This window comes from Pseudarthrobacter sp. CCNWLW217, assembly GCF_037203985.1.
GTDB lineage: Bacteria > Actinomycetota > Actinomycetes > Actinomycetales > Micrococcaceae > Arthrobacter.
In genome coordinates this window covers 26,078-50,469 of the sequence record NZ_JBBCBT010000006.1, presented here as the reverse complement: position 1 = coordinate 50,469, position 24,392 = coordinate 26,078, and the positions used below count along the sequence as shown (strand labels likewise).

Below are 24,392 nucleotides of genomic sequence, written 5' to 3'. Positions count from 1 at the left end.
CAATCGGGGGAATGTTTTCCGGGCGGGAGCCAAACCTCCTGCAACTATAGGAGGCCCCATGCTTGAAGTTGAATGGATATCCCACAGCACGCTAACCGAAGTCGTCCTCTTGGCGATGGCATTCGTCTTGTCGGCGGTGATCGGGGTCGAGCGTCAGAGGCGGCTCAAGAGCGCAGGATTGAGGACCCATACGCTCGTCGGATTGGGGGCTGCGGTCTTCACGTTGGTCTCCGCTTATGGATTCAAGGCGATGATCGGCAACGACGTCATCCTTGACCCGTCCCGAATCGCCGCGCAGATCGTCTCCGGGATTGGGTTCCTGGGCGCCGGAGTCATCTTTGTGCGGCAGAACGCCGTCGCCGGCCTAACGACCGCTGCCTCGATCTGGGTAACCGCGGCCATCGGGATGGCCTGCGGCGCCGGGATGCCCATACTCGCAGCCGCCGCAACCGGACTACATCTGTGCGCCGTCGGTGTACTAGGCCTCGTAGCCAAGTATGTTCGACCGACACAGCAGGAGAAGGCGGTCGTCCTTCAATACACGGAAGGGTATGGCGCACTGAGGACAATTCTGGCCGCTTCAACCGACATGGGCTTCGAGGCACTGGTAACCGACACAAGGAAGGTAGAACGGCCAGGCTCCGAAACAAGGGTCCATGCCACACTGCGGTTTAGGAGCGCCAATGGCTCACCCGAAAGCCTGATGGAAAAGTTCGCGGATGTCCCAGGCGTCATATCCGCACGGGTCGAGGAGCGCTATGCTGACTGATCACCCACGAGAAAAAGATCCTCCGCGCAGCCAGGGGCTTTCCTTACCCGGACCGCAACCATCCGGACAGGCCAAGGGCTGGGTCCTGTTTGATGTCGGAGGTGTCCTCATCGAGAAACCCATGGATTTCGAAGAGATGGCCCGCATCGCCGGGACGCCCGGGGGCGAGGAGTTCCGGAACGTTTTTTCACGGCACAGGGATGTCTACGACGCCGGCGGACGGGCGCCCGAATTTTGGGCCTCCGTGGTGATCGACTTAGGGCAGTTCAGTCCAAGGCCCGAGACTATCGAGCGCCTCATTGCTACCGAATGCCGGCGGTGGGCTGCCCCTTCTGAGGACATAGTCACCTACATCAACCACCTGCAACACGCTGGCTACAAGTTAGCCATCTTGTCCAACGCTCCATTCGAGCTCGCCGGAGCGATGAGGACCTCCGAACTGGGTAAATCCTTCGATTCGATGACCTTCTCTTGTGAAATAGGAAGCTGCAAACCTCATCCGGAGGCACACAGGGCCGCGCTCAGCGCGCTGGGCGCCTGCCCGACAACAATCAAGTTCTTCGACGATCGCAAAGAAAATTGTTGAGGCAGCTGCCAAGCTTGCTCTGGACGCACACATTTGGCCAGGTACCGAGGGCTTGGTGTCGTTTCTACCCCACTAAGGTGTCGCACTCCCGCGCATGGTTGGTTCCTTTCAGGTGGGTGGGGCGCGGCCCGTGGTGAGTGGCCAGCTTCCTCTCCTCCGTTGTTTTGGCTGCTGGCGGAGCTAGGCTGGGTCCGGGCGCTCCGGGAGAAAAGACACCTCAGCTGGAGCTGAAGTGCGTAGGTGACGCGCTCCCAAGACATGACCGCCCACATGGACTTGAGCTTCTGCGGGGCCCGTCAACTGGAGACCCGGCCCCCCCTCTGCCGTGCTATGGGGGAACGGCAGCCTCCAGGAGTAGCGTGTCCTAAGCAATGCCGTTAATAAAGGCGGGCCGCCCAATGTGCTCAGGGGGAGTAACCATGGCGAAGAAAAAGAAGATGAAGAAAAGCTTGGCGTCATTGAAGGGATCAGCTCAGGAGAAGGTGGAGCGCTACACTTCCCGGACGCTCGGGTACGCCTTCAACACATATGACCACCAAGGTGATGTGGATGCCCCGCTTTCCCCTTCCGATGTGTTGATGGCAAACCTCCTGAGCCTGAAGCTCAGTGCCTCTGATGTCATCCCCCTATTCATGGACGGTAACGGTCCAGCGCAACAACTTCGGAAGGCCATCGACAAAGCGCTGGTTGACCTGCGCGACGCGGACTGTTTCGAGTCTTACGATGACGTATCTCGACTGGAACAGTCAGTGGAAAGCCTGGCAGCCGCCAACCTAGCCGCTTTGAAGGTCAAATGGTGGACTGCGATAACAGTTTCCAAAGTTCTCCATCGTCGCCGCCCGCACATCGTGCCTCTGATCGACTCCCGTGTTTATGACTTTTACGGCACCGAGTATCCAAGTGAGGTGCGTACAGCCCTCTGGGAAGACATCCGAGAGAACGCCGGCTGGCTGACGGATTTGGCCGCCACGAGGGTCACCCCGGATGGGCGGCCGCTCTCACTCCTCCGTCTGGCGGACATCCTGATTTGGACACCTGACCAACAGGAAGATTTAGGCGTCCTGCCTGCCCAGCTTTAGGCGGTACATGTTTTCAACTTCAGCTGCAGGGCAAGCAGCGCCGCTCGTGTCGGATGAGGATCACCATCGAAAGTTGAACAGCCGTTCTACCGGGCCCCAGAAGGGCTTGGTTATAGCAGCGAGTCACAAGCCGGGGCGTCGCTACGTTGTGCCGCCGGGAGTTGGAATACTCTGATTCGATGCTTCATCTTTTGGGAGAGCTAGCAAACTTGACCACAGCACTCGCTGATCTAGTCTCTCTGCCCGCGCCGACCCCACCGCCAACGGCGTCTACGCCGATCCCAACCTCCGTGCCTACGCCGATCCCAACCTACGTTCTGCCAGCTGGAGCGGCTACCGATGTTCCGTGGTGGGAGAAGTTTTTGACAGGTCCGCCAATGGCAGGTTTGTTTGCCCTGGGGGCTGCTGCCGTAGCTTATAGGGGCATTCTCAAGCAGGTTGCCAAGACAGCCGAGGCAAACCGACTGAGCAAAGACTCAAATGATCACACACGAACAGCCAATGCTGAGACCGCGCGAAAAAACTCCGAGGATCAATGGTGGTCGACCCTCAAATGGGCATATGAGGAGGCAAAATCATTTAAGACCTCTGCCGCTTCGACCGAGAACCTGGCTTTGGTTGGCATCCTGCAAAATCTGGGAGAGCTGGAAGACATCTCTGAATTTCAGCGTTCCAGCGCCGACAGAGTGATCGGGATATTCATAGATTCGCAGGATCGGCGTGTCCGCGAATCCGCGAGAGAGGCAAGTGCAAACGTCAGGGCCGCGATAAGTAACTCTGAAGCACGCGAGAGCTATGTGAAGGCTCTGGATGCCGTTCTAGTCAGCTTCGCGTCATCGGTTGGCGCACGGATTCAGGGCGGCGGATACCTCGCAGATATCGGCATGGACTGGCTACTCGAAACGTCATCAAGCGAGTTGATTGCCGTTGCTTGGAACTACCACCGCAACCCTTCGCCGCTCGCGGAAAGAGAGCTCATGTCCGAATACATGGAAATCCTCAAGTTGGGACACCGTGCGGGGGCGCAGCGGGCGGTAGCAAAATTGCTGGTGGTTACTAACCGTCCCCTGGACATTGACAAGTACGTCGTTCCCGATACGCTCCGACTCAGCTGCATCCAGTGGAACGAGGGAGACTCCTCTGATGTCGTCGTAAAGGCCTTACAGCAGCTAATGCACAGATAGCGGATACACAAACAGGTTGACCGAAAGCTAACGAGCAGCAAACGTTCTTCACTGGTGTCCTGCCTCCTTGGATGTGGGACAGCCTCGGGGGGACTCCTCGGCTGTTCGAGATCAATTTCGAAATCGCCTGCCCGAACTGTTCGACGTCTAGACCTGAGGTCCGGGCGTAAAGCCGAGCGATACGCGAGCTATCCCCCTTCCAACGGGCCTTCTTGAGGAGCTCGCCGAGGCGTGAGTCAGCTGGAAAACAATTCTTTCAGTCGACGCCTTGCTTCAAACGTCGCCTTCACCTGTCCGCTTCTTCCGGGACAACCATCAAGGCCTTAGTCCCACACGTCAGCCTGTCGTCCCGGCTGAAAAGAAGCCCTCCACGATGTCAGGTTTGCCGGCCGCAAAAGTCTTGGACGCTTCTATATTCGTCAAGTGACGGTCTGTACGGCGCGTCTGACGCAAACGGGAGTTATCGCTGATCGAAGACTAGTTTGTCAGTGATATGCCTAGACATTTCGGAAGAATCGATTTCGGGATGGTTGGCTGCCGCCCAGGCTGCAAGGGCGTGGCTATAGTTGAGGATCGGTCCACCCAGGTCGGGCACGCGCTCCGCTTCAGTGCGCAGTTTATTGATGGCAGCTCGCGCCTCCGGGTGGAGTTTCGGTTCGACGCGAGGGCTTGTCGGGACGGAAATGTACCGACGCCAAGCTTCGCTGTAGGCTCTCAGCACTTTGTTTAGTTCTTTGTCATCCATGGCCTCAATTATGGGATGGCACGAGGCAAGGGCGGGGCGCAAAATGCCGCACGGGAAAGAGAAACCGTTTCCGTTCAAACAGACCATGGGGAAAGTCCTGTCGGAAGCTCCTTGGGTTCTATTCGGCGCTCAGCCAGCGCTTCCACTTGTAGGGATATCCACCTGGCCGCCGGCCTATGGCGCGCATCGACTTTTTCCACCAGCGATGGGCGAAGTAGAAAACCGCGGTGATGAATGCGAGGAGTACGGCCAGAATGATCAGAGCTTGGTCCTTCACCGCCCGATATTCGTTGAACCCCGGTCCGGATGCTATTTTCCCCGAAACCAGGGGCCCTGTCACGTCCAGGAAGTATTGCAGCGTCGTCATGAATGGGGCCATCAGCAGAACGAGGGGCGGAAGCGCGATCGCGAAGTATTTGAGCCCTATTTTGTTGCACTGCTTGTCCCAAGCTTTCGCCTGTTCCTTCTGCCCTGCCGCAGCCGTCTCCGTCACTTGCTCCCCCAATTTGTGCCCTCTATTGTGCACAGCCTACTCCGGGTGACAATCGGACAAATGGGCCACCGGAAACCCTTGAGAACTTTGCTTAGCCGGCTGCGTAAGTCACAGCCCATGGGGTAGGTATTGTCAATTCATCCTGCCCTTCGATGCTGGCGTACCGCTTTGGGAATGCATCTGTCCGGAAGACCTGGTCGTGGTCGTAACTGAGAACGGCGTGGTACGAGTTGAGTACCCCGCGGACTACCGCGGTGGCCTCATGGCGTTCCCTGGCCCGGATACCAAGGGAGTGCGATGCGGCTTGCGGTGGCCACGCCCCCGAGAGCGCCCCCGAAAAGGCCAAAGACGGCGCTAATTATTACGCGGGCGTCCGAGGAGAACCAATCCACTGATATGCCCTTTCTGTGTCTCGATTCCAAGTTACGGCTCAAACACTAGCGGCTAGCTGTCCGTTCGGAGGACGATCAGTCTGTGCCTGTCAGGCACGAGGGACCGCAATGGCTCCGGGTGTCAGAAATCGATGTCCTACGGGCGCCAGAATTAGTTGACATACTCAGCGTTACTCAGACGCTGCTTTGAACCGTGTCTTCCCACGCCGCCATGCTGATGTCTACGCATGTTCCGGAGTATGACCAATAATGGGGGCCACAGGCCCGACAGACCGATTAACTACCTGGCTTGGGCGACGTTGGCAGCTTTCCTCGGCGCCTTCGCGGAACAGCTTGGCACGGCAGCAGCGGACCTGCTGCTTAGCCTCGCCGGTGTCGCAGTGACGGGACTTCCCTTGCCGCTCCTGTACTAAGCGGGTGTGTCAGGTGGTGCGGCGATCTCTGCGGGGTCGAGGTCTGGTCTCGGGCGCAGGAACCGCAAGGCATGGCGGAAGGACCGCCCGGACCCGGCTGTGTCGGCGGAGACTTCCACGACGATGGGTTCGACACGGGCGATGGGCCGAGAAGCAGTGAACCCGTCCGTGAGCAGATCCCGAAAGCGATCCGGTTAAAGTTTTACCCCGAAATGATCCGTTGACCAGCGAAAAGACTAGTTAGGCGACTCTTCCTCGGCTAGCGATTCCTCGGTCTCCCGGAGCTGATGGTCGAGGAACTCGGCGAGCTTGGATCCTTGGTTTCGGTGCCACTCTCGAACCATCAGCGTCCGGCATTGTGTCCTCGTCTCCTGGGGAATGTCGTCGTGGACAGGACAGTCGCGACTTGGGCTAGCGTCACGTAGAAAGATCGAGGCGCTTTGGGAATCCGACTGGCATCCTGCAATCGTGACCACCGTCCGCTACCACATACAGATTGCGGCGCGTGGAAAGCCTGCCATCCGGGACGAGCACAGAGCAGCCTTGCCACGTCCAGAGCGACGGACGCCCGAGGCGGGCCTGCGGAATCTGGCCGATATCATCGCCTTCCACGAAGCCGAGGGCAGACTTCCCGTCACCCACGGCAAATCAGCAAGGGAGCGGGCCCTGGGTGCCTGGTTGGTGCACCGACGGCTGCAAGCGGCACAAGGCACCCTCGCCTCCATCTACCGTGAGGCCCCTGGCGGTCATCCCCGGGTGGGATAAGCCCTCAACACGACAGGCCGACGACGAGGCACGCTGGCAGCAGCGGCTGGAGGAACTGCAAAACCTCCGGGCCGTCGGCGACGACTGGCCGAGACATCAGAAAACGGACGACAAGCACGAACGCACGCTGGGTGTGTGGCTGCACGGGCAGCGGATCGACTACCGTGCCGGCAGGGTGGACCCCGGTCAAGGAGAAGAAGGTGAATGTGGCCCTACCAGGGTGGCGGGACGGCCGCGGCAACAGGGGCGGTCGCCGCCAAGCCAGCTCAAAACCCTCGAACCCTAGTTCCGATCAGTTCTAAACCGGCAACCGGTTCTGCACGCTCGTACTGTCTACTCAACCCACGATCTGCCGATTGGCCATCGCCAAGTGCTCCTTCCGCGTGCCGACCGTTGGACCTCCAACGCCTTCTCATAGAAAGCAAGTCTCGTGGCAAAACGAGCGAGATTGTTCTGAGTCAGTGCAAAGTTCAATGCCAGAACGAGACCTATACCAGTCACTCCCCCGCCGATAGCTAGCGGATGGATAGGTAAAGCGACGATCTGATAGAAACCCGAAACGATCAGTGGATAGGCGACTAGGGCCGCACCAATATAGATGGCAACTAAAGCACCAAAGCTCCCTCCGCCAAGATGTGCGGCATCTCGGCGGAGCTGTCGCAGTTCTTCAAACTGGAGCTCGGGGTCAAGTTCGAGAAAGGCGGCCACTTCCGAGGGACAAACATGAGGATCGAGACGGAAAAATCGTCCCAGGCGATCGCTCCCCGTTGTTGGACCTTGTCTAGGTTTATATGAATGCATGGAGGAAGCCTATTGGCACGAAATTTCTAAAATGGACCAACACTGCAATAAGACAGTTAAAGTAGTCGTCGTTTTAGACAGACCCTCAGACCAAGTAGGTCCAACAGCCTGCCTAGAAATGTCGGTAGCAACTAGTACGTTACTGACATGAGTACATGGCCCAGAGATAACTACACCGGCCGCGGCGGCGGTCTTTCAACCAGCTCCGGAGGGGGGCTCTCCACGAGTTCCGGTGGGGGAGCGTCAACTAGCTCTGGCGGTGGCCTATCAACCAGCTCCGGAGGAGGCCTATCAACGAGCTCCGGAGGAGGGCTTTCCACAAGTTCCGGTGGGGGCATGTCAACAAGCTCCGGAGGAGGTCTGTCAACCAGCTCCGGAGGAGGTTTGTCTACGAGCCGAGAAGGAGGCTTATCAACGAGCCCTGGCGGCGGCCTTTATACAGGGCGTTGCGACGAGCCATATCGAAGCAATTGGCCGCCCGCGCCACAACTATTTGCCTTCCTGAGAAGTTCAGGCAGGGGACACATTGCCGACCTCCTCGAGAGATCAGGTTGGAAGTGAGATTTCCCTTCGTATGATCACCCCCAAGCAGTGCCGCGAACGAGAAGGGGCCTGATGGTGACAGCCAGACAGCGTCCTTGAGTAGCGGAACTGCGAGCCTCTGGAGATTGCATGCCGCGTATGTCCGTAAATGTCCGTGAGTTGAAACGGAAGTCGTTGTCGTCGCTTCGTACTGCCGTCGCAGCCTTTAACTCGCTAGACAATGACGGGCGTACTACGGCCGTTTTGCTCAACCTCCAGCACGCGTTTGAAATGCTGCTAAAGGCTTCGCTAGACTCCGCCAAAGTTACGGTATTCGACAAGCGCTCAGAAAAATCCATTTCATTTGAAGCGGCGATCAGGAAATGCCAAGAGACGCCAGGGATTAAAGTGTCCGACGGAGACGCCGGCACAATGCGGGTTATCGATGCTTGGCGGGACGCTGAACAGCATTGGTATGCAACGGTGGACGAGGGGCTGTTGTATCTGCACGTCCGCGCCTCCATCACCCTTTACGACGAACTGCTGTACAAGGTGTTCGGTGAACGGCTCGGCGACCATCTACCAGCCCGAGTGCTTCCCATTAGCGCGGAGCCTCCCCAAGACTTTCAGCTCCTGGTTGACCGTGAGTACGCTCGCATTGCTGAGCTGCTGCATCCGAATCGGCGGGGACGAGCGGAGGCACATTCTCGTATTAGAGCGCTACTGGCAATGGAGTCCCATACAGATCCGGATGCAGCCGAGATTCGGGAGGCTGACGTCCGCCGTGTTGAACGAGGGGTACGGTCAGGTAAGTCACGTTCTCAAGTTTTCCCGAAGCTCAGCACAGTAGGATCAAATGTCTCCGGGGAGGGCCTCACCGTTGAAGTAAAGCTCGTCAAGACCGGTGGTCTGCCTATGACCTATGTTGCCGCCGACAGTGATGTGGAACCCTCGGCTATCCGAACAGTTGATCTGGAGAAGAAGTTTTACATGGGGCCCTACGATCTGGCGGACAAATCCGGGATCGATCGGACGCGAGCCACAGCCGTTCGGCGCCACTTCAACTTGGACAGCAATGACGATGTGCATTCGCATCGCTTTGTTTTCGGTTCCACCAATCACATGCGCTATTCGGACAACGCCCTCAGGAAGATGAGGGAAGCCAAAGAATCTTTGGATCTAAGCGAGCTCTGGAATGCTCATCGCACTCCTCCCAAGAGTAAGAAGCCTCCACCCTGCACGCAGCCTGGCTGCTTGGCGCCCTGAAAGCGCCGCTGCCCTCATTCGAGGAAGCGTGCGTTTGCCGTGCGCTACGGAAGGAGAAGCAACCGGCTCACAATCCGAACGCGCTGCCGTTTGGCGCGGGCGTCTGTTCATATTGAAGGAAGTCTTTCGGTTTTAGCGTCGGGTTCAATGCAAACATCGTCTGCCTGCACAGGCTCTCGATCGCCGCCGTATCCGAGGGTTCGAAGAACGGAACCCTTTCTCCAAAATGCTGATGCATCTTATTTGGCAGCGGATAGCCCTCGCTGTCGTAAAGGCGTGAACCATCAGCCCAGGTGCTGTAGCCCGGATGGGCCCCAGTATCCGGCGTTTCAGCGGTAATGACGTCTGGCTCCAAAGACAGGACCATTGCACTTCTGCATCGATGAGAAACACCAGACGGATAGTCCGGATCGCGCTCAAGATGGCCCAAGGGCTTGACGCGGTACAGAGCGGCAGGACCATGGTTCATGAGCCGATGGCCGTGTTTGCCGGCCCATGCTGAGGGCTTCGGCGGCGTCTCCGCGGTTATCGACGGTCTTCCCGTCGATGCTGGCTTTGAAAGCATCTGCGCTGGTGTCCACGGTCCGGGCCGCGGCTGCCTGGATCAGGGGTAGGTCGGCGGTTGCTGCGTCGGCTGCTGATTGTTCGCCGCGTTTGGTATGGGCTACAGCGAACATGTTGCGGTTGTAGGCCCGGTCCAGGCGGCTGAGGCAGGCCAGTTCCTGGTCCGCGACGGCCTTTTCCAGTACCAGCGGGTTGCCGCTGGTGATGGCTTTGGCCTAGGCGAAGTTCAGGGTGTTGTCCCCGATGTCTTCGATTTCCCGGACGTCGAGGCGGCCGCGCATGATCTGGTTGATGAATCTGGACTTCTGTTCCGGTCCTTGCCACATGAAGGAATCGAAGGACTCCTTCGTGACGACCTGGGAGATGCGGACCTCAGAATTCTGGTTGCCCTGGCGCAGGATGCGGCCGGGGCGTTGCTCGACGTCCGAGGGCCGCCATGGGGCGTCCATGTCCGCCAGGTGCACGGCCCGCTTTTGGATGTTCGTGCCGACACCCAGCTTTGAGGTCGATCCCATCAGGACGGCGACCTGACCGGAACGGCCGGCGGCAAAGAGCCGTCCCTTCTCGTTTTCATTCTTAGCTTCGTGGAAGAACCGGACCATGTGCTCGGGTACGCCGCGGCGGCGGAGTTGGTCTTTGACTTCGCCGTAGACGTTCCACCGGTCAGACGGTGTGCCGAAGTCGCAGAAGACCAGCTGCAGGGCCCCGGGGACCGGGTCCGGGTACGCCGGTTTTCGGGTGGGTGTAGATGCGATCTTTGTGTACTTCGTAGACGCTGGCCAGTAGGTCTTTGGTGGCGCTGATCTTGGTGGACCCATGTTGGAACAGCGTGGGTCCACGAGCCGCGTGTCCAGGGCTGCCTTGCGGCCGTCTGAGGAGACTTCGAGCATGTTGTCTTCCTCGGAGTCCACGAGGCGTTGCTGGATGGCGACCACGCGCTTGCCGATGTCCTGGATGTATTCGCGCAGTTCGGGGCTAGGCTCCACAGCCCCGCATGTTCGGCTTGCGCACCCCTCCCCGTCCCGTAGTGCGAGGCCGGGACGGGCAGTTTCAGGTCCTCGGCGATTTTGACGTCCGCGACGGTGCGGAACGTCTTCAGCAGCTCGGGCACGTTCTGGAACTTGGCAACCGGCTCTTGAGTTGAACCGGTCCCGCCGACGGAGAGTTCCATTTTCTCAATGACCTTGGCCGAACGTGACGGCCCAGGTGTTGAAGCCCTGGATCCCGGTGCCCCGCAGCAGGCCCGGGCCCAGAAAGCGCTGCATGACGCACATCCATGATGGACTTGGCAATCGGCGTTGCCGCGGCTGAGGTGATCACGCGCTGGCTTTCGCGGTCGCCCAGGAACCGACCTTCATATGAAGGCTCGGAGCTCTGGGAGCTTTGGAGGTCGATTTGCGTCCGCGTCCGAAGGCCACTCCGACATCTGTTCATGCCAAGGGTCTGCACCAAAACCTGGCTGATCTAGGCTGATCTATGCAAAATTGCTAAGTTCATCAGACAACGAAAGAACCCCGCCCTTCCCTTGTAAAGACTGGGAGGCGGGGTTCTAGCTGGTGGCTCCGACCGGCGTCGATCCGGTGACCTTTCGATTTTCAGACGAAAGTTCTGCTTCGAGCCGCTGCTAGCAGCCCTACCAACGGGGAGCAGGAAGTCGAGCACCTAGGACCATCTTCTCCCAGTTGCCGCTCCAGGCGATCAAGGGGCCATCACCCGACCCGATCGAAGGATTAGGCTGCGGGAGGACGGTGAGGGCCGTACACGGCCGCTGAGGGCCTCACTATAGCCATACCAGCCCAGGTCCGTGCCAGGAGCAGCCATTTAACAGCCACTCCACAGAGAATATGGTGGTTTTCGGGAGAATCTAAGAGACGCTCCATGTAGATGAGTCGTCATCCAAAACAAAAAGGCCCCCGGAATCTCGGGGATTCCGGGGGCTTAGCCTGTAGCGGTGGGGAGGCTCGATCTCCCGACCTCACGATTATGAGTCGTGCGCTCTAACCAACTGAGCTACACCGCCACGAATGAGAAAAACCTGCACCAAGCCGGTCAAAACCGCCTTGACACAGGCCCTCATCCAGAGCCCCCCACCGGAATCGATCCGGTGACCTCGTTCTTACCAAGAACGCGCTCTACCACTGAGCTAGGGGGGCAACGAGTAAATACTCTACCGGAAGATTTCGCCACCAACAAATCGGCGGCCAGACGCCACCAGATGCACCAAAAAGCGCGTAAATCCGGGCCTGAAAGGCTCGCCAGGGAGCCAATGCCATGCCGCCGGGGCCTGCCCGCGAAACCGGTGTGACGAAGCGAACAGGCGGGGTCCGCCGTCGTGCGTTAAATGCCGATGGGCCGGCTCGAAAGCCGGCCCATCGTCGGTAAATGTCAGACTAGCTGACGCTTACCATTTGCCCTTGCGGTTGAAGTCGCGCTGTCCGCCTTCATTGCCGTGGCGGGGCTTGCGTGAGCCGTCGCCGTGGCCGCCGAAGCGGGAGTCGCTGGCCTGGCCGCGGGTGGAGCCGGTGTCGGCACCAACGGAACGCTCGCTGTAGGAACGGCCACCACGGTCAGCGGAGGACCGCTCGCCGTCGCTCTTGCGGAATTCCTTCTTGAACCCGCCGTTGCCCTTGAAGTTGCCTCCACGGTCGCCGCCACCGGAGTAACCGCCGCGGTCGCCGCCACGGTTGCCCTGGTAGCCGCCACGCTCGCCCCCGCCGGACGGCTTGCGGCCGTTGTCCAGCTCGAGGTGGATCAGCTCGCCGCCGATCCGGGTGCGGGACAGGGCGCGAAGCTGCTCGGGGCTGAGGTCGGCCGGGAGCTCCACGAGGGAGTGGTCAGAGCGGATGTCAATGCCGCCGATCTGGGCCGAGGAGATGCCGCCCTCGTTGGCAATGGCGCCCACGATCGAGCCCGGCATAACGCGCTGGCGGCGTCCGACGGCGATCCGGTAGGTGGCGTTGCCCTCGGTGAGCGTGCGGGTCGGGCCACGGGAGCCGAAGCCGTCCTTGGCACGTTCGCGCTTCTGGAACTCGGGAGCTGCAGGCAGTTCCTTGACCAGCAGCGGCTGCCCGCCCTGTGCCATGACGGCCAGTGCAGCAGCGATCTCCGACGCCGGAACGTTGTGCTCTTCCTCGTAGGAGGAGATGAGGTCGCGGAACGGGGCCACGTCCTCGGACGCGAGGGTCTCGGTGATGCGCTCGGCGAACTTGCCAAGGCGAAGGGTGTTCACGGTCTCCGCGGTGGGCAAGTGCATCTGCTCCACCGGCTGGCGCGTGGCCTTCTCGATGGAACGCAGCAGGTACTTCTCCCGCGGCGTCATGAACAGGATGGCATCGCCGGAACGGCCTGCACGACCGGTGCGGCCGATACGGTGGACGTAGGACTCGGTGTCGTGCGGGATGTCGTAGTTGACCACGTGGCTGATGCGCTCCACGTCAAGGCCACGGGCTGCGACGTCCGTTGCCACGAGGATGTCGATGCGGCCTTCCTTCAGGGCGTCGACGGTGCGTTCGCGCTGCTGCTGCGGGATGTCGCCGTTGATGGCGGCAGCCTGGAAGCCGCGGGACTTCAGCTTGTCAGCCAGGTCCTCGGTAGCCATCTTGGTGCGCACGAAGGCGATGACGCCGTCGAACTCTTCAACCTCAAGGATGCGGGTCAGGGCGTCGAGCTTGTGCGGGCCCATGACCTGCAGGTACCGCTGGCGGGTGTTGGCGCCGGTGGTGGTCTTGGACTTCACCGAGATCTCGGCCGGGTTGTTCAGGTACTGCTTGGACATGCGGCGGATCTGGCTCGGCATGGTGGCGGAGAACAGTGCAACCTGGCGGTCCGAAGGGGTCTGCTGGAAGATCTGCTCCACGTCTTCGGCGAAGCCCATGCGCAGCATTTCGTCGGCCTCGTCCAGCACAAGGTACTGGAGTTCGGACAGGTCCAGGGAACCCTTGGAGATGTGGTCGATCACGCGGCCGGGAGTACCGACAACCACCTGGGCACCGCGGCGCAGGCCGGCGAGCTGGGGGCCGTAGGCGGAGCCGCCGTAGACGGGGAGGACGGTGAAGTCGTCGATGTGCTTGGCGTACGAGGTGAAGGCCTCGGCAACCTGGAGCGCCAGCTCACGGGTGGGGGCCAGGACCAGGGCCTGGGTCTTGCGGGAGGGGCCATTGAGGTCGTGGAGTTCGGCCAGGCGGGACAGTGCCGGTACTGCGAATGCTGCAGTCTTACCGGTGCCCGTCTGGGCCAGGCCCACGACGTCGCGGCCTTCAAGCAGCAGCGGGATGGTGGCTGCCTGAATGGGGGAAGGCTTTTCGTAGCCGACATCCTGCAGGGCGGCCAGGACGCGGCCGTCGATGCCGAGATCGGCGAACTTGATGCCCTCTTCTTCCTCGTCCTCAGCCTTGGCGGCGGGCGCGGCGGGCGCTTCCTCGACCTGGGCTGCGGCGGGTGCTTCGACAGGCGCTTCGGCGGCGGGCGCCTCTGCGGCAGGCTCAGCGGCGGTTTCGACGGCGGGCTCGGCTGCGGGAACAGCGGGCTCGGTGAATTCGATGGTGGCGGTTTCGGCGGTCACGGCTTCTGCAGTGACGTCGTTCTGATTTTCGGGCATAGGGAAATTTCCTCATCCATAGGGGGCCAGGCGGCACTACCCGAGGTGAGCGGAGCCGCAGTACATGTGCCGTGGATGCCGGGCATTCGTTGACCGGCCGGTCACGTAGAAGTCCGGCGCTTTCGCAATCCCGTGGCAGGACTTCCCGCTGCATCTCTTGGCTGCTATCCCAGCAGTCTGTACAGCGTTTTCTTTAGCCGGCTCTCCCTATGAAAATGCCCGCTTCACATTCGCGGGCCCCAACACTTGCCAGTCCTGCCTCAAAAATTGGGCAGGAATAAGGGATTTCCGGAGTGGGGGATGTTTCAAGTGTAAGGCACAGATCCGCCCAGGACTAAATTAATGCCCGACGGCGGCGGTGAGCTTGCGCACATTGCCGCCGGTTTGGGCTGGGCTACCGGCCCAGCCGCCGCAGCAGCAGCTCGAATTTGTCGTGGTATTCGGGCTGGAGGCGGATCTCGCCGTCGGCGTCTGCGTCCCGCAGGGCCTCCATAACCTCAAGGTCCGGATCGCTGAACCAACGACCGATAGTGATGCCATGCTTCGGGACGTACAGACGGTGGATGTGGTCACCGGCCCGAATGGTGCCGGTCCGGATGACCCGCAAGTACGTGCCCACGCGGCCGGCGTCGGTGAAGCGCTTCACCCACTGTGGCTCCCCCATCCGGCGCTGGAACGCGGCGCAGGGGACCCTGGGCGAGGTGACCTCCAGCTCGACGTCCAGCCCAATTTTCCAACGTTCCCCAATGATTGCCCCGGTGGTTTCGATGCCGGAAACCCGGAGGTTCTCGCCGAACACCCCCGGCGGCAGGTCCCTCTGGAGCTCGTTAGCCCAGTAGTCAGCGTCCGACTGGGAGTAGGCGTAGACGGCCTGGTCTTCGCCGCCGTGGTGGATCCGGCTTGCCTGAACGTCACCGTGAATGCCCAGCTTGTGGACCTTGACAGGACCTTCCACCGGCCGCTTGTCTATGGCCGTGACTCCCACGCTGCCTTCATCGGGAAGGAGCTGGTGGACACGGCAGACTGCGAGCACTGATGCGGTTTCCATGGCTCCAGTGTAGGGTTCCCGGCACGCTGGCGCCGTTGGAACCGGCGATGGGCAGTTCTGTCCCGTTTCCTGCTCGCAGCCGGAGCGGGCAGAGACTACGCTGAATTCAGGTTTGAGATTCCGGCGCACAGGTGCGCCCACATTCAACATGGACTACCGAGGGGGGACGCCGTGGACCCGAATAAGGATCCGGAGCACGATCCACAGCAGGACCTGCCCGGCAACGGTTCGCAGGGCAGCACTGACACCGGCGGTACTGACAAGGGCAGCACTGACACGGGCGGCACCAACGCGGGCGGCAGCCACGCCGTCGGCGGTTCAACGCCGGCAGGCGCGCCAAAACCCCCGCCATGGCAGGTCCCCAAGCCCGAACTGCGTCCTGATCTCCTGAATGAACCCACCCCGATGGTGGACCCCTTCGCCAGGGACCGCGAGCGCCAGGAGCACGAGGCCGCGGCGCGCAAAAAGCGTTCCCAGCGGCGCACCGTGGTGGTGGGCCTGGGGGTCACTGCCCTCCTCGCCGGGACAATCACCGCCGTCGTAGCCAGCAACCAGGACGAACCGGAGTACGCGCAGGTCTGTTTCAACGACGAAACCGGCGAGCGCGTGGAGGACACCCAGTGCAACAGCTCTGCCGGACGCGGTGGCGGGCTCTATGCGTGGTACTTCTACTCCCGCGGCGCGAGCGTACCGGGTGTAGGGCAGAACCGTTCCTCGTACCCGAGCTACACCAGCACCATCCCCAGCGGTGCGAAAGCGTCCACGGGGTACAGCACCAAGGGTGGCACCGTCAGCAGGGGCGGCTTCGGCAGCAGCTCCAAGGGCGGAAGCACGGGGGGCTAGGCGTGAAGCGGTTGTTATCGGAGCCCAGGCCCGACTGGAAGCGGAAGATCGAAGAGCAGGGCCTGGTCTTCTCCACCACCACCATGCCCGACGGCCGGAAAATCGAATATTGGCATGAAGCCGCCTACTACGAATTCACCATGGACGAGGTGGAGGCCCTGGAGGTCACGGCCGAGGACATGCACAAGATGTGCCTGGAGGCTGCAAAGTTCCTGGCGACGGGCGCCATGGGCAACATCGGCATCGGTCCGCAGGCCTTGGAGCTCGCCGCTGAGTCGCTGCAGGCCGGGGACATGGACGTCTACGGCCGCTTCGACTTCATCTACGACGGCCAGGGCGGACCGGCCAAGATGCTGGAGTACAACGCCGACACCCCCACGGGCCTGATCGAGGCTGCCGTGGCGCAGTGGTTCTGGCTGCAGGATGTGTTCCCCGAGAAGGACCAGTGGAACGGGATTCACGAGGCACTGATCCGGCAGTGGAAGAAAATGCAGTACCGCACCGGGATGAGCACGCTCCACATCGCCCATTCAGAGGCCGAGGAATCCGGCGAGGACTGGATGACGGCCGCCTACATGCGGGACGTGGCCAGCCAGGCAGGCTGGACCACCATCGGAATCAACATGTCCGACATCGGCTGGGATCCCAACCTGAACCGTTTTGTGGACCTGGACAATTTCATGATCAGCACCATGTTCAAGCTCTACCCGTGGGAATTGATGATGAAGGAGCCGTTTGGGCACCGCCTGCTGCAGCGTGCGCACAACCCGCGCTGGGTTGAGCCGGCATGGAAGATGCTGCTCTCCAACAAGGCGCTGCTCGCCGCGCTCTGGCATTTGTACCCGGACCACCCCAACCTCCTGCCCGCCTACCTCAACGAGCCGGGGCCGTTGAAGGAATGGGTGGCCAAGCCGCTTCACGGGCGCGAAGGCGACAACATCAGGATCCATGCCCAGGGCATCAACCTGGAGCAGCCGGGCGGATATGGCCGCGAGGGCTGGTGCTACCAGCAGTTCCATCCACTGCCGGACTTCGACGGCAACCACCCCGTCCTGGGCCTCTGGGTGGTGGACGGCGAGTCCGTAGGGTGCGGGATCCGGGAATCGGATGGCCCCATCACCGATTACTTCTGCCGTTTTGTACCCAACACCATTGATGCCCCGGCTCCGCTTTCCGCGGCAGCCCAAAACAACAAGGCAGGTATCGCCCTATGAGCCCCCTGGCATTTCAGAGCCCGGTGACACCATGAGTACAGAAATAACGACGGCGGGCGGCGGCTCCGGCGGACCGTCCGGCGGTGCCGTTCCCGCCAAAGGCCTTCGGGCGGGCATCCTGGACCTTGGCGACTCGGTCATGCTTGGCCTCGCCTCCACGGCACCGGTGTATTCGCTGGCCGCAACGCTGGGCCTGATCGTGGCCGTCAACGGAAACTACACCCCACTGATCCTGCTCCTTGGCTTCATCCCCGTCCTGTTCATCGCCTATGCCTTCCGCGAATTGAACAGCGCCATGCCGGACTGCGGCACCACGTTCACCTGGTCCCGCCGGGCCTTTGGTCCTTGGGCGGGGTGGCTGGGTGGGTGGGGCGTTGCGCTGGCGGGCGTCGTGGTCCTGGCTAACCTGGCCCAGGTGGCCGGCCAGTACGTGTGGCTGCTCATCGGGGACGGCTCGCTGGCGGAAAACGATCTCGTGGTCACGGCTACGGGCGTGCTGTTCATTCTTTTCATGACCCTTGTGAACTACCGGGGCATCCGGCTGGGCGAGCACGTCCAGCGTGTCCTGACCTACGTGCAATATGTCTCGCTGGGCATCTTTGCGCTGGCGATCATCATCAGGATCGCGGGCGGCGCCCCCGAAGGCCAGGCGTTCGACATCGAGTGGTTCAATCCGGCCGGGGCTTTCGCCGATCCTGGCGCGGTGGTGCATGGCGCCCTCCTCGCCTTGTTCATCTACTGGGGCTGGGACACCTGCCTCGCCGTAAATGAGGAAACCGAAAACCCGTCCACCACGCCCGGACGCGGCGCCGTCATTTCGGCCTTTGTCCTGGTGGCCATCTATGTCTCGATGGCGCTGCTGGTGATGATGTACGCCACGGTGGGCACCGAGGGCATCGGGCTCGGCAACGAAGCGAACCAGGACGACGTCTTCCTCGCTATGAAAGACGTGGTCCTTGGTCCCTGGGGCTGGCTGATTGTGGTGGCCGTCCTGGCTTCTGTGCTGTCCTCCACCCAGACCACCATCCTGCCAACGGCCCGCGGCACCCTGTCCATGGGCGTGCATGGTGCACTGCCGCCGAAGTTTGGCGAAGTCCACCCGCGCAACCAGACTCCGGGGTTCTCCACCCAGGTGATGGGCGCCGCGGCCGTGGTGTACTACGTGGCCATGAGCTTCCTCAGCGAGAACCTGCTCTCCGATTCCATCAGTTCCATCAGCCTGTTCATCGCGTTCTACTATGCGCTTACCGGCTACGCGTGCTTCTGGTACTTCCGCGGAACGCTCCGCGGATCCGCCCGCAACCTCTGGTTCCGGGGCATCCTTCCCCTCATTGGGGCATTGATGCTCACGGCCGCCTTCTTCATTTCCGCCGTCCAGATGTGGGACCCGGCTTACGGCGACACCGAGATTCTAGGTGTGGGAGGGGCTTTCGTCAGCGGCGTTGTGCTCCTCGCCCTCGGCGTTGTGCTGGCCGTCGTCTGCCGGTTCCTGCCATCAACGCGCGGATACTTCATGGGCAAGCCCGCCCCTGCAGCCACCACTTCGAATCCGGCCTAGGGACCTGCGATGACCGAAGCCCCAGGTGTCCCCGACGAATTCCCGGAAGTTCCCGCCCCAACCGATCCCTCGGACGTCCTCGCTCTTGACTCGCTCCTGAGCGCGGAGGAACTGCAGGTCCGCCAGAGAATCCGCGACTTCACCGACCAGCGGATCAAACCAGACATCGCCCGCTGGTATGACAGCGCCGTTTTTCCGCTGGAGCTCGCTCCCGAACTCGGCGAGCTGGGCGTCCTGGGCATGCATCTGGAGGGCTATGGCTGCCCTGGACGGTCCGCCGTCGAATACGGCCTGGCCGCGATGGAGTTGGAGGCCGGGGACTCCGGGATCCGCACGTTTGTGTCGGTCCAGGGGTCCCTGGCGATGACGGCCATCCACAGGTGGGGTTCCGAGGACCAAAAACAGGAATGGCTCCCCCGGATGGCTGCCGGGGAGATAATCGGCTGCTTCGCCTTGACCGAACCCACCGCCGGCTCGGACCCTTCCTCTATGACCACGTTTGCCCGGCGCGACGGTTCCGGGGACGGGGCGGGCTGGGTGCTGGACGGCGCGAAGCGGTGGATTGGCCTGGCGTCGGTGGCCGGAGTGATGGTGGTGTGGGCCATGACGGACGACGGCGTCCACGGTTTCCTGGTGCCGGCGGGAACACCGGGGGTCAGCGCCATCCCGATCACGCAGAAGCTGTCCATGCGCGCCTCCATCCAGTGCGATGTGGTGTTCGACGACGTCAGGCTGGGTCCGGAGGCACTGCTCCCCGCTGCCCGGGGCCTGCGCGGACCGTTCACCTGTTTGAACGAGGCCCGGTACGGCATCGCCTGGGGCGCCATGGGCGCCGCCCGTGATTCCTATCAGGCTGCCCTGGCGTATTCGCAGGCGCGGCTCCAGTTCGGCAAGCCGCTGGCCGCGTACCAGCTAACGCAGGAGAAGCTGGTGAACATGCTGGTGGAGATCCAGAAGGGCACCCTGTTGGCCCTGCATCTTGGCCGGCTGAAGGACTCCGGGACCCTGAAACCGGAGCAGATTTCGCTGGGCAAGCTGAACAACGTCCGGGAAGCCCTGGCGATCGCCCGGGAAGCCCGCTCCATCCTGGGTGGCAACGGCATCACGCTGGACTATTCGCCGCTGCGCCATGCCGCCAATCTGGAGTCGGTCCGCACGTACGAGGGCACCGACGAGGTCCACACGCTCATCGTGGGCCAGCACATCACCGGCTTCGGCGCGTTCCGTTAAGCCCTCCCCACCCAACTAGGTAGCAGCAGATGCTGTTTTGAGCCCTCAAAACGACATCTGCTGCTACCTAGTTGGGAGGGGCCGGGCACCAAACGCCGGCAGGGCACCTACGCGGAGAAGCCGCCGTCGGACTTGATCAACTGGCCCGAGACCCAGCGGCCTGCCGGGGACAGCAGGAAGGCCACGGTGCCAGCGACGTCGGCCGGGGTGCCGAGGCGTCCGCCCGGCTGCTGGCGCGTCCCCATTTCCCTGATCTCGTCATTCATCCACCCGGTGTCAATGGGTCCGGGATTCAGGACGTTCGCCGAAATGCCCAGCGGCCCGAACTCCCGGGCCGCGGCGATCACGATCCGGTCCAGGGCGCCCTTCGAAGCGCCATAAGGCAGGTTGAAGGCCGTGTGGTCGCTGGTCAGCGCCACAATCGCGCCGCCGTCATCGGTAACCTGCCGGGCGAACGCGGCGATGAGCTGCCAATTGGCCCGGGTATTGACCGCGAAGTGGCGCTCGAATGCCTCCAGAGTGGTGTCCAGGATGCCGGAATCGACGGACTCGGCATGGCTCAGGACCATGGCCTGCAGCGGTCCGGCGAGCTGGTTGGCTTCGGCCATGAGCCGGTCCGGAGCGGCGGGATCCTGCAGGTCGGCCGGCACTGTGTGGACGCGGGCGCCGATCGCTTCCAGCTCGGCGGTGAGGCGCACGACGTCGTCGGGCTGGCTTCCCCACGGCATCCGGGCATCGTAGTCGTGCCAGTAGCTCAGGACCAGGTCCCAGCCATCGGCTGCCAGTTGCCGGGCGATGCCGGCGCCGATGCTGGCAAGCCTGCCTGCCCCGGTGACCAGTGCTGCTTTCCTGGCAGTGGATTCACGGGGCATGGACTCAAAGGGAGTGGATTCCATCTGACCAGCCTAGTAGCGGACGGCCGCCGGGGGCGCTGCGGGGGCAGGTTCGGCCACAGGCTCAGCGAGTGCTTCCAGCAAAGCCACGGCCGGAACTTGCGCCTGCGGCTCGGCGTGGGCCAGGGCGCCGAGGCGGAGGACCGCCAGCCAGCACAGCAGGACCGCTCCCGCGCAGAACACTCCGGTGCTGGAGGCCATGATCCACGGCCCCGGCGTCTGGATGTCAAGGTTCTCGGCGCCGAACGCCATCCCGATGGATTTCGGCGAGAAGAAGAACACCAGGACCGAGAGCAGCAACACCGATGTCATGCCCGCGCGCAGGCGACGGTAGCGCTCCGGGGTTTCCCGCAGCGTCCAGGCAAATGCGGGGAGGACGGCAGCGACCCAAACCCAGTGGTGGGACCAGGAGACAGGACTGATCAGGAGCATGGCCAAAGCGGTGGCGGACATGGCCACTACGCGGGCGCCCTGATCGGACGCGAGCTTGATGACTGCGGCGGCCAAAGCCACCACCAGCAGGCTCAGGAGCATCCAGGGAACCGTGACCGCGGACGCCGGGACACCGAAGTGCAACAGCGCCCCCTTGATGGAGAGGTTGTCCACGTAGCCGGCCCCGCCGATCCGGGACGTGTCCGGCAGGATCTCCAGCCAGAACTGCAGGGTCTCGGCGGGGCGGAGGAGCCAGCCGAGGAGCACGGTGGCCCCGAAGCCGGCGCCCATGTTGGCCAGGCCGCGCCAGTCCTTGCGCACCAGGTAGTAGAGCCCGAACACCAGGGGCGTCAGCTTGATGCCGGCCGCCACTCCTACCAGGAACCCGCTTCCCGGCATGCTCCGGTTCCAGCGGTGGTTCCGGGACAGCAGGTCCGCGGCCATAAGGCCCATCAGCAAGATGTTGACTTGGCCGAATGCCAGCGTCTCCCGCCAGGGGCCGAGGGTCAGCATCGCCAGGAGGACGGCTGCAGCGATCCAGCGGCTGCGTGGGGTTTCGAAGGTCCGGCGCCAGTCCGCCTTGGCGTTCCAATAGCGCACGGCGAGCAGCGACAGCCACGCGGCCACAGCCACACCGGCAGTGTTGAAGAGTTGGAGGGCGACAGGCTCGGGGAGCCGCGCAAGGAGGCTGAAGACGAGTGCGGCGAACGGTGGGTAAGTGAAGGGCAGCCTGGGGCCTCCGACCCATTCAACATTCGGACCGTACAGGTCTGAGGCAGCCCAGCCGGCGTCGTTCAGGATCTTGCCACCATGCCAGTACACGCTGAAATCGAGGCCTTGTTTGTTCCACCCGGCCAGCAGGAACCAGGCCAGCACCGCGATGACGACGGCGGGCAGCCACAGCGTGGCTGTCCGCCACAACGCCGGTCCTCCACGTCGCGGGCCGGGGGCCACTGACGGTCTTGCCGGGTTGACTGCCGATAAATGCAGGTCGCGCTGTGCCATCCGTTGTCCCCCAAGGTCGCTCTAGCTGCGGGCGGCCGCGTTCCACCGTCAGTTGCATCGTTGGAACGGCGGCTGGCCGTAGCTACATACTACATATGCATAGGGATGATTCCCGGCATGTGTCGGGATGGTGTTCAGGCAGCAGCTACAGGTACGGGCTCCCGCGCAGCTGCGTCCTTGCGGATCGTGGCGCTGATGACAGCCGCGATGGTGCACATGGCCGCGGCCCCGAACCAGGCGTACGTGTACTGGCCGGTGGCATCGCGGATGGCTCCGGCGCCCAGCGCGGCAGCTGCGGCGCCCAATTGGTGGGCGGCGAAAACCCAGCCGAACACCACGCTGCCGTCCGAGCCGAAGGTCTTGCGGCAAATGGCTGCCGTGGGCGGCACAGTGGCCACCCAATCCAGGCCATAGATCACCACAAACACGATCATGCTGGGCTGGACTGTGGCACTGAGGAGCAGCGGCAGGACCAGCAGGCCGATGCCGCGGAACTGGTAGTAGACGGCCAGCAGGATCCGGGGATTGAACCGGTCGGTCAGCCAACCCGAGGCGATGGTGCCCACGATGTCGAAGATCCCGACGACGGCAAGCAGCCCGGCGGCCGTGGTTTCTGGCATGCCGTGGTCGTGGGCGGATGGGATGAAGTGGGTGCCGATCAGGCCGTTCGTGGTGGCGCCGCAGATCGCAAAGCCCGCCACGAGCGCCCAGAACGTCCGGACCCGGCTGGCCCGCTTCAGGACCTGGAGTGCCCGGACTGCGGCGTTGCTGCTCCCGCTCTCCGGCCCGGCCGGGGTCAGCGATCCAGCCGGGGACAGGGCTGCCGATCCCTCCTCAGGCACCGTTTCGCCGTAGGGCAGCACGCCGACGTCGGCCGGTGAGTTCTTGAGGAACTTCAGCACCAGGGGAACCACCGCCAGCGCACCGGCCGCTATGAGCAGTGAGGCCTGCCGCCAGCCCGGATCCTGGGCCAGCATGGCTATGAAGGGGAGGAAGACCAGCTGGCCCGCTGCGCTTCCGGCGGTGAGGATGCCGATCACCAGGCCGCGGCTTTTGGCGAACCAGGTGTTGGCAATGGTGGCGGCAAAGACCAGCGCCATGGACCCCGTGCCGAGGCCGATGAGCAGCCCCCAGGTGAGCAGGATCTGCCAGGACTGGTTGACCAGCACCGTGAGCGCACTGCCGGCGCCGATCAGCACCAGGGCCGTGGCCGTGACCGCACGGATTCCGAACCGCTCCATGAGGGCGGCGGCAAAGGGAGCAGTGAGGCCGAACAGCACCAGGTTGATGCTGACCGCTGCCGAGAGCACGGTCGTGGACCAGCCGAACTCCTGCTGCAGCGGCACCATCAGGACCCCCGGAGCAGCCCGGAATCCGGCGGCGCCGACGAGGGCCAGGAAGGCGACGGCGGCCACGATCCATGCCGGGTGCAGCCGGCGACGGCGGGCCGTTTCGGTGGTGCTCATGCGGCTGCCCCGTTCTGTGTGGTGGCCTGCCCGGCCGCCGTGGCCAGCCGCACGGGAGCCCCGGAGCGGGTGAGGCCGTGCCAGCTGGTGTTGGCGGCGGTGAGCCGCTCGCCGCACCCGGTACACGTATCCGCCGAACTGGTCCGCTGCCCGCAGCCGGCGTGGATCACGAACATATGGGCTTGCTCGGAGGGTGCGGGCAGGTGCTTTTCCGCCCACATCACCACCGCATTCAGGACGGGGAGCGCGTCTTCACCTTTGGCTGTCAGGACGTACTCCTGGCGCGTGCGCCCGCCGCCGTCGTACGCCCTTTTACTGAGCAGGCCGGCCTCCACCAGGCCCGACAGGCGCTTGGTGAGCACGGAATCGGCCACCGCCAGGCGGGACTTCATGGAATCGAAGCGCCCGTTGCCGAAGAAGACTTCGCGGAGCACCAAAATGGACCAGGGGTCGCCCAGGATGTCCAGGCCCCGGGCAATGCTGCAGTTGCGCGCGGACCAGTCAGATCGGAGTGCCATAGAGGGCAC

At 62.6% G+C, this 24,392-nt stretch carries 22 protein-coding genes and 2 tRNA genes; 11 read left to right on the top strand and 13 right to left on the bottom strand.

All coding sequences use genetic code 11. The annotated features are described in order from the left end of the window. Positions 1 to 58 precede the first annotated feature (58 nt). From V9L18_RS08730 to V9L18_RS08715, 4 genes are all read left to right on the top strand, one after another. The gene (locus V9L18_RS08730) at positions 59 to 769 is read left to right on the top strand and encodes an MgtC/SapB family protein (RefSeq protein WP_337346804.1); all 711 of its coding nucleotides are present in this window, start codon (positions 59 to 61) and stop codon (positions 767 to 769) included. Continuing rightward, positions 759 to 1,355, top strand: a complete 597-nt coding sequence (locus V9L18_RS08725) for an HAD family hydrolase (RefSeq protein ID WP_337346803.1) — start codon at positions 759 to 761, stop codon at positions 1,353 to 1,355. The genes V9L18_RS08730 and V9L18_RS08725 overlap by 11 nt, the downstream gene beginning before the upstream one ends. A 419-nt stretch (positions 1,356 to 1,774) precedes the next feature. Next, positions 1,775 to 2,434 (top strand): DUF6308 family protein, encoded by a 660-nt coding sequence (locus V9L18_RS08720; protein WP_337346802.1) that lies wholly within the window; start codon positions 1,775 to 1,777, stop codon positions 2,432 to 2,434. 209 nt (positions 2,435 to 2,643) lie between these two features. Beyond that, on the top strand, positions 2,644 to 3,618 hold the full coding sequence (locus tag V9L18_RS08715; protein ID WP_337346801.1) for a hypothetical protein: 975 nt from the start codon (positions 2,644 to 2,646) through the stop codon (positions 3,616 to 3,618). 460 nt (positions 3,619 to 4,078) lie between these two features. On the opposite strand, the gene V9L18_RS08710 is transcribed toward V9L18_RS08715, so the two are convergent. Together V9L18_RS08710 and V9L18_RS08705 are read right to left on the bottom strand one after the other, a co-directional pair. After that, positions 4,079 to 4,363 (bottom strand): hypothetical protein, encoded by a 285-nt coding sequence (locus tag V9L18_RS08710; RefSeq protein ID WP_337346800.1) that lies wholly within the window; start codon positions 4,361 to 4,363, stop codon positions 4,079 to 4,081. A 118-nt stretch (positions 4,364 to 4,481) separates the two neighbouring features. Then, positions 4,482 to 4,856, bottom strand: a complete 375-nt coding sequence (locus tag V9L18_RS08705; RefSeq protein WP_337346799.1) for a hypothetical protein — start codon at positions 4,854 to 4,856, stop codon at positions 4,482 to 4,484. A gap of 631 nt (positions 4,857 to 5,487) precedes the next feature. Between V9L18_RS08705 and V9L18_RS08700 the strand changes: the two genes are divergently transcribed. The 3 genes from V9L18_RS08700 to V9L18_RS08690 all read left to right on the top strand — a co-directional run bounded on the left by V9L18_RS08700 (position 5,488) and on the right by V9L18_RS08690 (position 9,015). After that, entirely contained in the window at positions 5,488 to 5,661 is a 174-nt protein-coding gene (locus tag V9L18_RS08700) for a hypothetical protein (protein WP_337346798.1), read from the top strand. 468 nt (positions 5,662 to 6,129) lie between these two features. Continuing rightward, the gene (locus tag V9L18_RS08695) at positions 6,130 to 6,426 is read left to right on the top strand and encodes a hypothetical protein (protein WP_337346797.1); all 297 of its coding nucleotides are present in this window, start codon (positions 6,130 to 6,132) and stop codon (positions 6,424 to 6,426) included. Between the two features lie 1,473 nt (positions 6,427 to 7,899). After that, complete coding sequence (locus tag V9L18_RS08690; protein ID WP_337346796.1) at positions 7,900 to 9,015, top strand: hypothetical protein; 1,116 nt, start codon at positions 7,900 to 7,902, stop codon at positions 9,013 to 9,015. Between the two features lie 67 nt (positions 9,016 to 9,082). On the opposite strand, the gene V9L18_RS08685 is transcribed toward V9L18_RS08690, so the two are convergent. The 7 genes from V9L18_RS08685 to V9L18_RS08655 form a co-directional block, all read right to left on the bottom strand. Beyond that, on the bottom strand, positions 9,083 to 9,382 hold the full coding sequence (locus V9L18_RS08685; RefSeq protein ID WP_337346795.1) for a hypothetical protein: 300 nt from the start codon (positions 9,380 to 9,382) through the stop codon (positions 9,083 to 9,085). Between the two features lie 49 nt (positions 9,383 to 9,431). Beyond that, a complete protein-coding gene (locus V9L18_RS08680; RefSeq protein ID WP_337346794.1) occupies positions 9,432 to 9,692 on the bottom strand; it encodes a hypothetical protein in 261 nt (86 codons plus the stop codon). 102 nt (positions 9,693 to 9,794) lie between these two features. Next, complete coding sequence (locus V9L18_RS08675) at positions 9,795 to 10,565, bottom strand: helicase C-terminal domain-containing protein (RefSeq protein ID WP_337346793.1); 771 nt, start codon at positions 10,563 to 10,565, stop codon at positions 9,795 to 9,797. 960 nt (positions 10,566 to 11,525) lie between these two features. After that, positions 11,526 to 11,599: transfer RNA gene (locus V9L18_RS08670), tRNA-Met, on the bottom strand. Between the two features lie 61 nt (positions 11,600 to 11,660). Beyond that, positions 11,661 to 11,732, bottom strand: a tRNA-Thr gene (locus tag V9L18_RS08665). A gap of 248 nt (positions 11,733 to 11,980) precedes the next feature. Further along, positions 11,981 to 14,176 carry a DEAD/DEAH box helicase gene (locus tag V9L18_RS08660; protein ID WP_337346792.1) on the bottom strand — a complete coding sequence of 732 codons (2,196 nt, stop codon included), beginning with the start codon at positions 14,174 to 14,176 and terminating at the stop codon, positions 11,981 to 11,983. Positions 14,177 to 14,570: 394 nt separating this feature from the next. Beyond that, entirely contained in the window at positions 14,571 to 15,224 is a 654-nt protein-coding gene (locus V9L18_RS08655; RefSeq protein ID WP_337346791.1) for an MOSC domain-containing protein, read from the bottom strand. Between the two features lie 171 nt (positions 15,225 to 15,395). Here V9L18_RS08655 and V9L18_RS08650 point away from each other — a divergent pair, with 171 nt between their 5' ends. From V9L18_RS08650 to V9L18_RS08635, 4 genes are read left to right on the top strand one after another with little or no spacing between them, the layout of a single operon-like run. Further along, positions 15,396 to 16,067: a Tat pathway signal protein gene (locus V9L18_RS08650; RefSeq protein WP_337346790.1), complete on the top strand. Its 672-nt coding sequence runs from the start codon at positions 15,396 to 15,398 to the stop codon at positions 16,065 to 16,067. Between the two features lie 2 nt (positions 16,068 to 16,069). Beyond that, positions 16,070 to 17,281 carry a glutathionylspermidine synthase family protein gene (locus tag V9L18_RS08645; RefSeq protein ID WP_337346789.1) on the top strand — a complete coding sequence of 404 codons (1,212 nt, stop codon included), beginning with the start codon at positions 16,070 to 16,072 and terminating at the stop codon, positions 17,279 to 17,281. A gap of 31 nt (positions 17,282 to 17,312) precedes the next feature. After that, complete coding sequence (locus V9L18_RS08640; protein ID WP_337346788.1) at positions 17,313 to 18,839, top strand: APC family permease; 1,527 nt, start codon at positions 17,313 to 17,315, stop codon at positions 18,837 to 18,839. A 9-nt stretch (positions 18,840 to 18,848) separates the two neighbouring features. Continuing rightward, complete coding sequence (locus V9L18_RS08635) at positions 18,849 to 20,069, top strand: acyl-CoA dehydrogenase family protein (protein ID WP_337346787.1); 1,221 nt, start codon at positions 18,849 to 18,851, stop codon at positions 20,067 to 20,069. A gap of 107 nt (positions 20,070 to 20,176) precedes the next feature. Here V9L18_RS08635 and V9L18_RS08630 read toward each other — a convergent pair whose 3' ends face one another. The 4 genes from V9L18_RS08630 to V9L18_RS08615 all read right to left on the bottom strand — a co-directional run bounded on the left by V9L18_RS08630 (position 20,177) and on the right by V9L18_RS08615 (position 24,383). Continuing rightward, a complete protein-coding gene (locus V9L18_RS08630) occupies positions 20,177 to 20,965 on the bottom strand; it encodes an SDR family oxidoreductase (protein ID WP_337346786.1) in 789 nt (262 codons plus the stop codon). Positions 20,966 to 20,974: 9 nt separating this feature from the next. Beyond that, positions 20,975 to 22,399, bottom strand: a complete 1,425-nt coding sequence (locus tag V9L18_RS08625) for a glycosyltransferase 87 family protein (protein ID WP_337346785.1) — start codon at positions 22,397 to 22,399, stop codon at positions 20,975 to 20,977. A gap of 134 nt (positions 22,400 to 22,533) precedes the next feature. Next, the gene (locus V9L18_RS08620) at positions 22,534 to 23,865 is read right to left on the bottom strand and encodes an MFS transporter (RefSeq protein WP_337346784.1); all 1,332 of its coding nucleotides are present in this window, start codon (positions 23,863 to 23,865) and stop codon (positions 22,534 to 22,536) included. After that, positions 23,862 to 24,383, bottom strand: coding sequence for a winged helix-turn-helix transcriptional regulator (locus V9L18_RS08615; RefSeq protein ID WP_337346783.1), 522 nt, complete (start codon positions 24,381 to 24,383; stop codon positions 23,862 to 23,864). Before V9L18_RS08615 ends, V9L18_RS08620 begins: the two co-directional genes overlap by 4 nt. Positions 24,384 to 24,392: the final 9 nt, after the last annotated feature.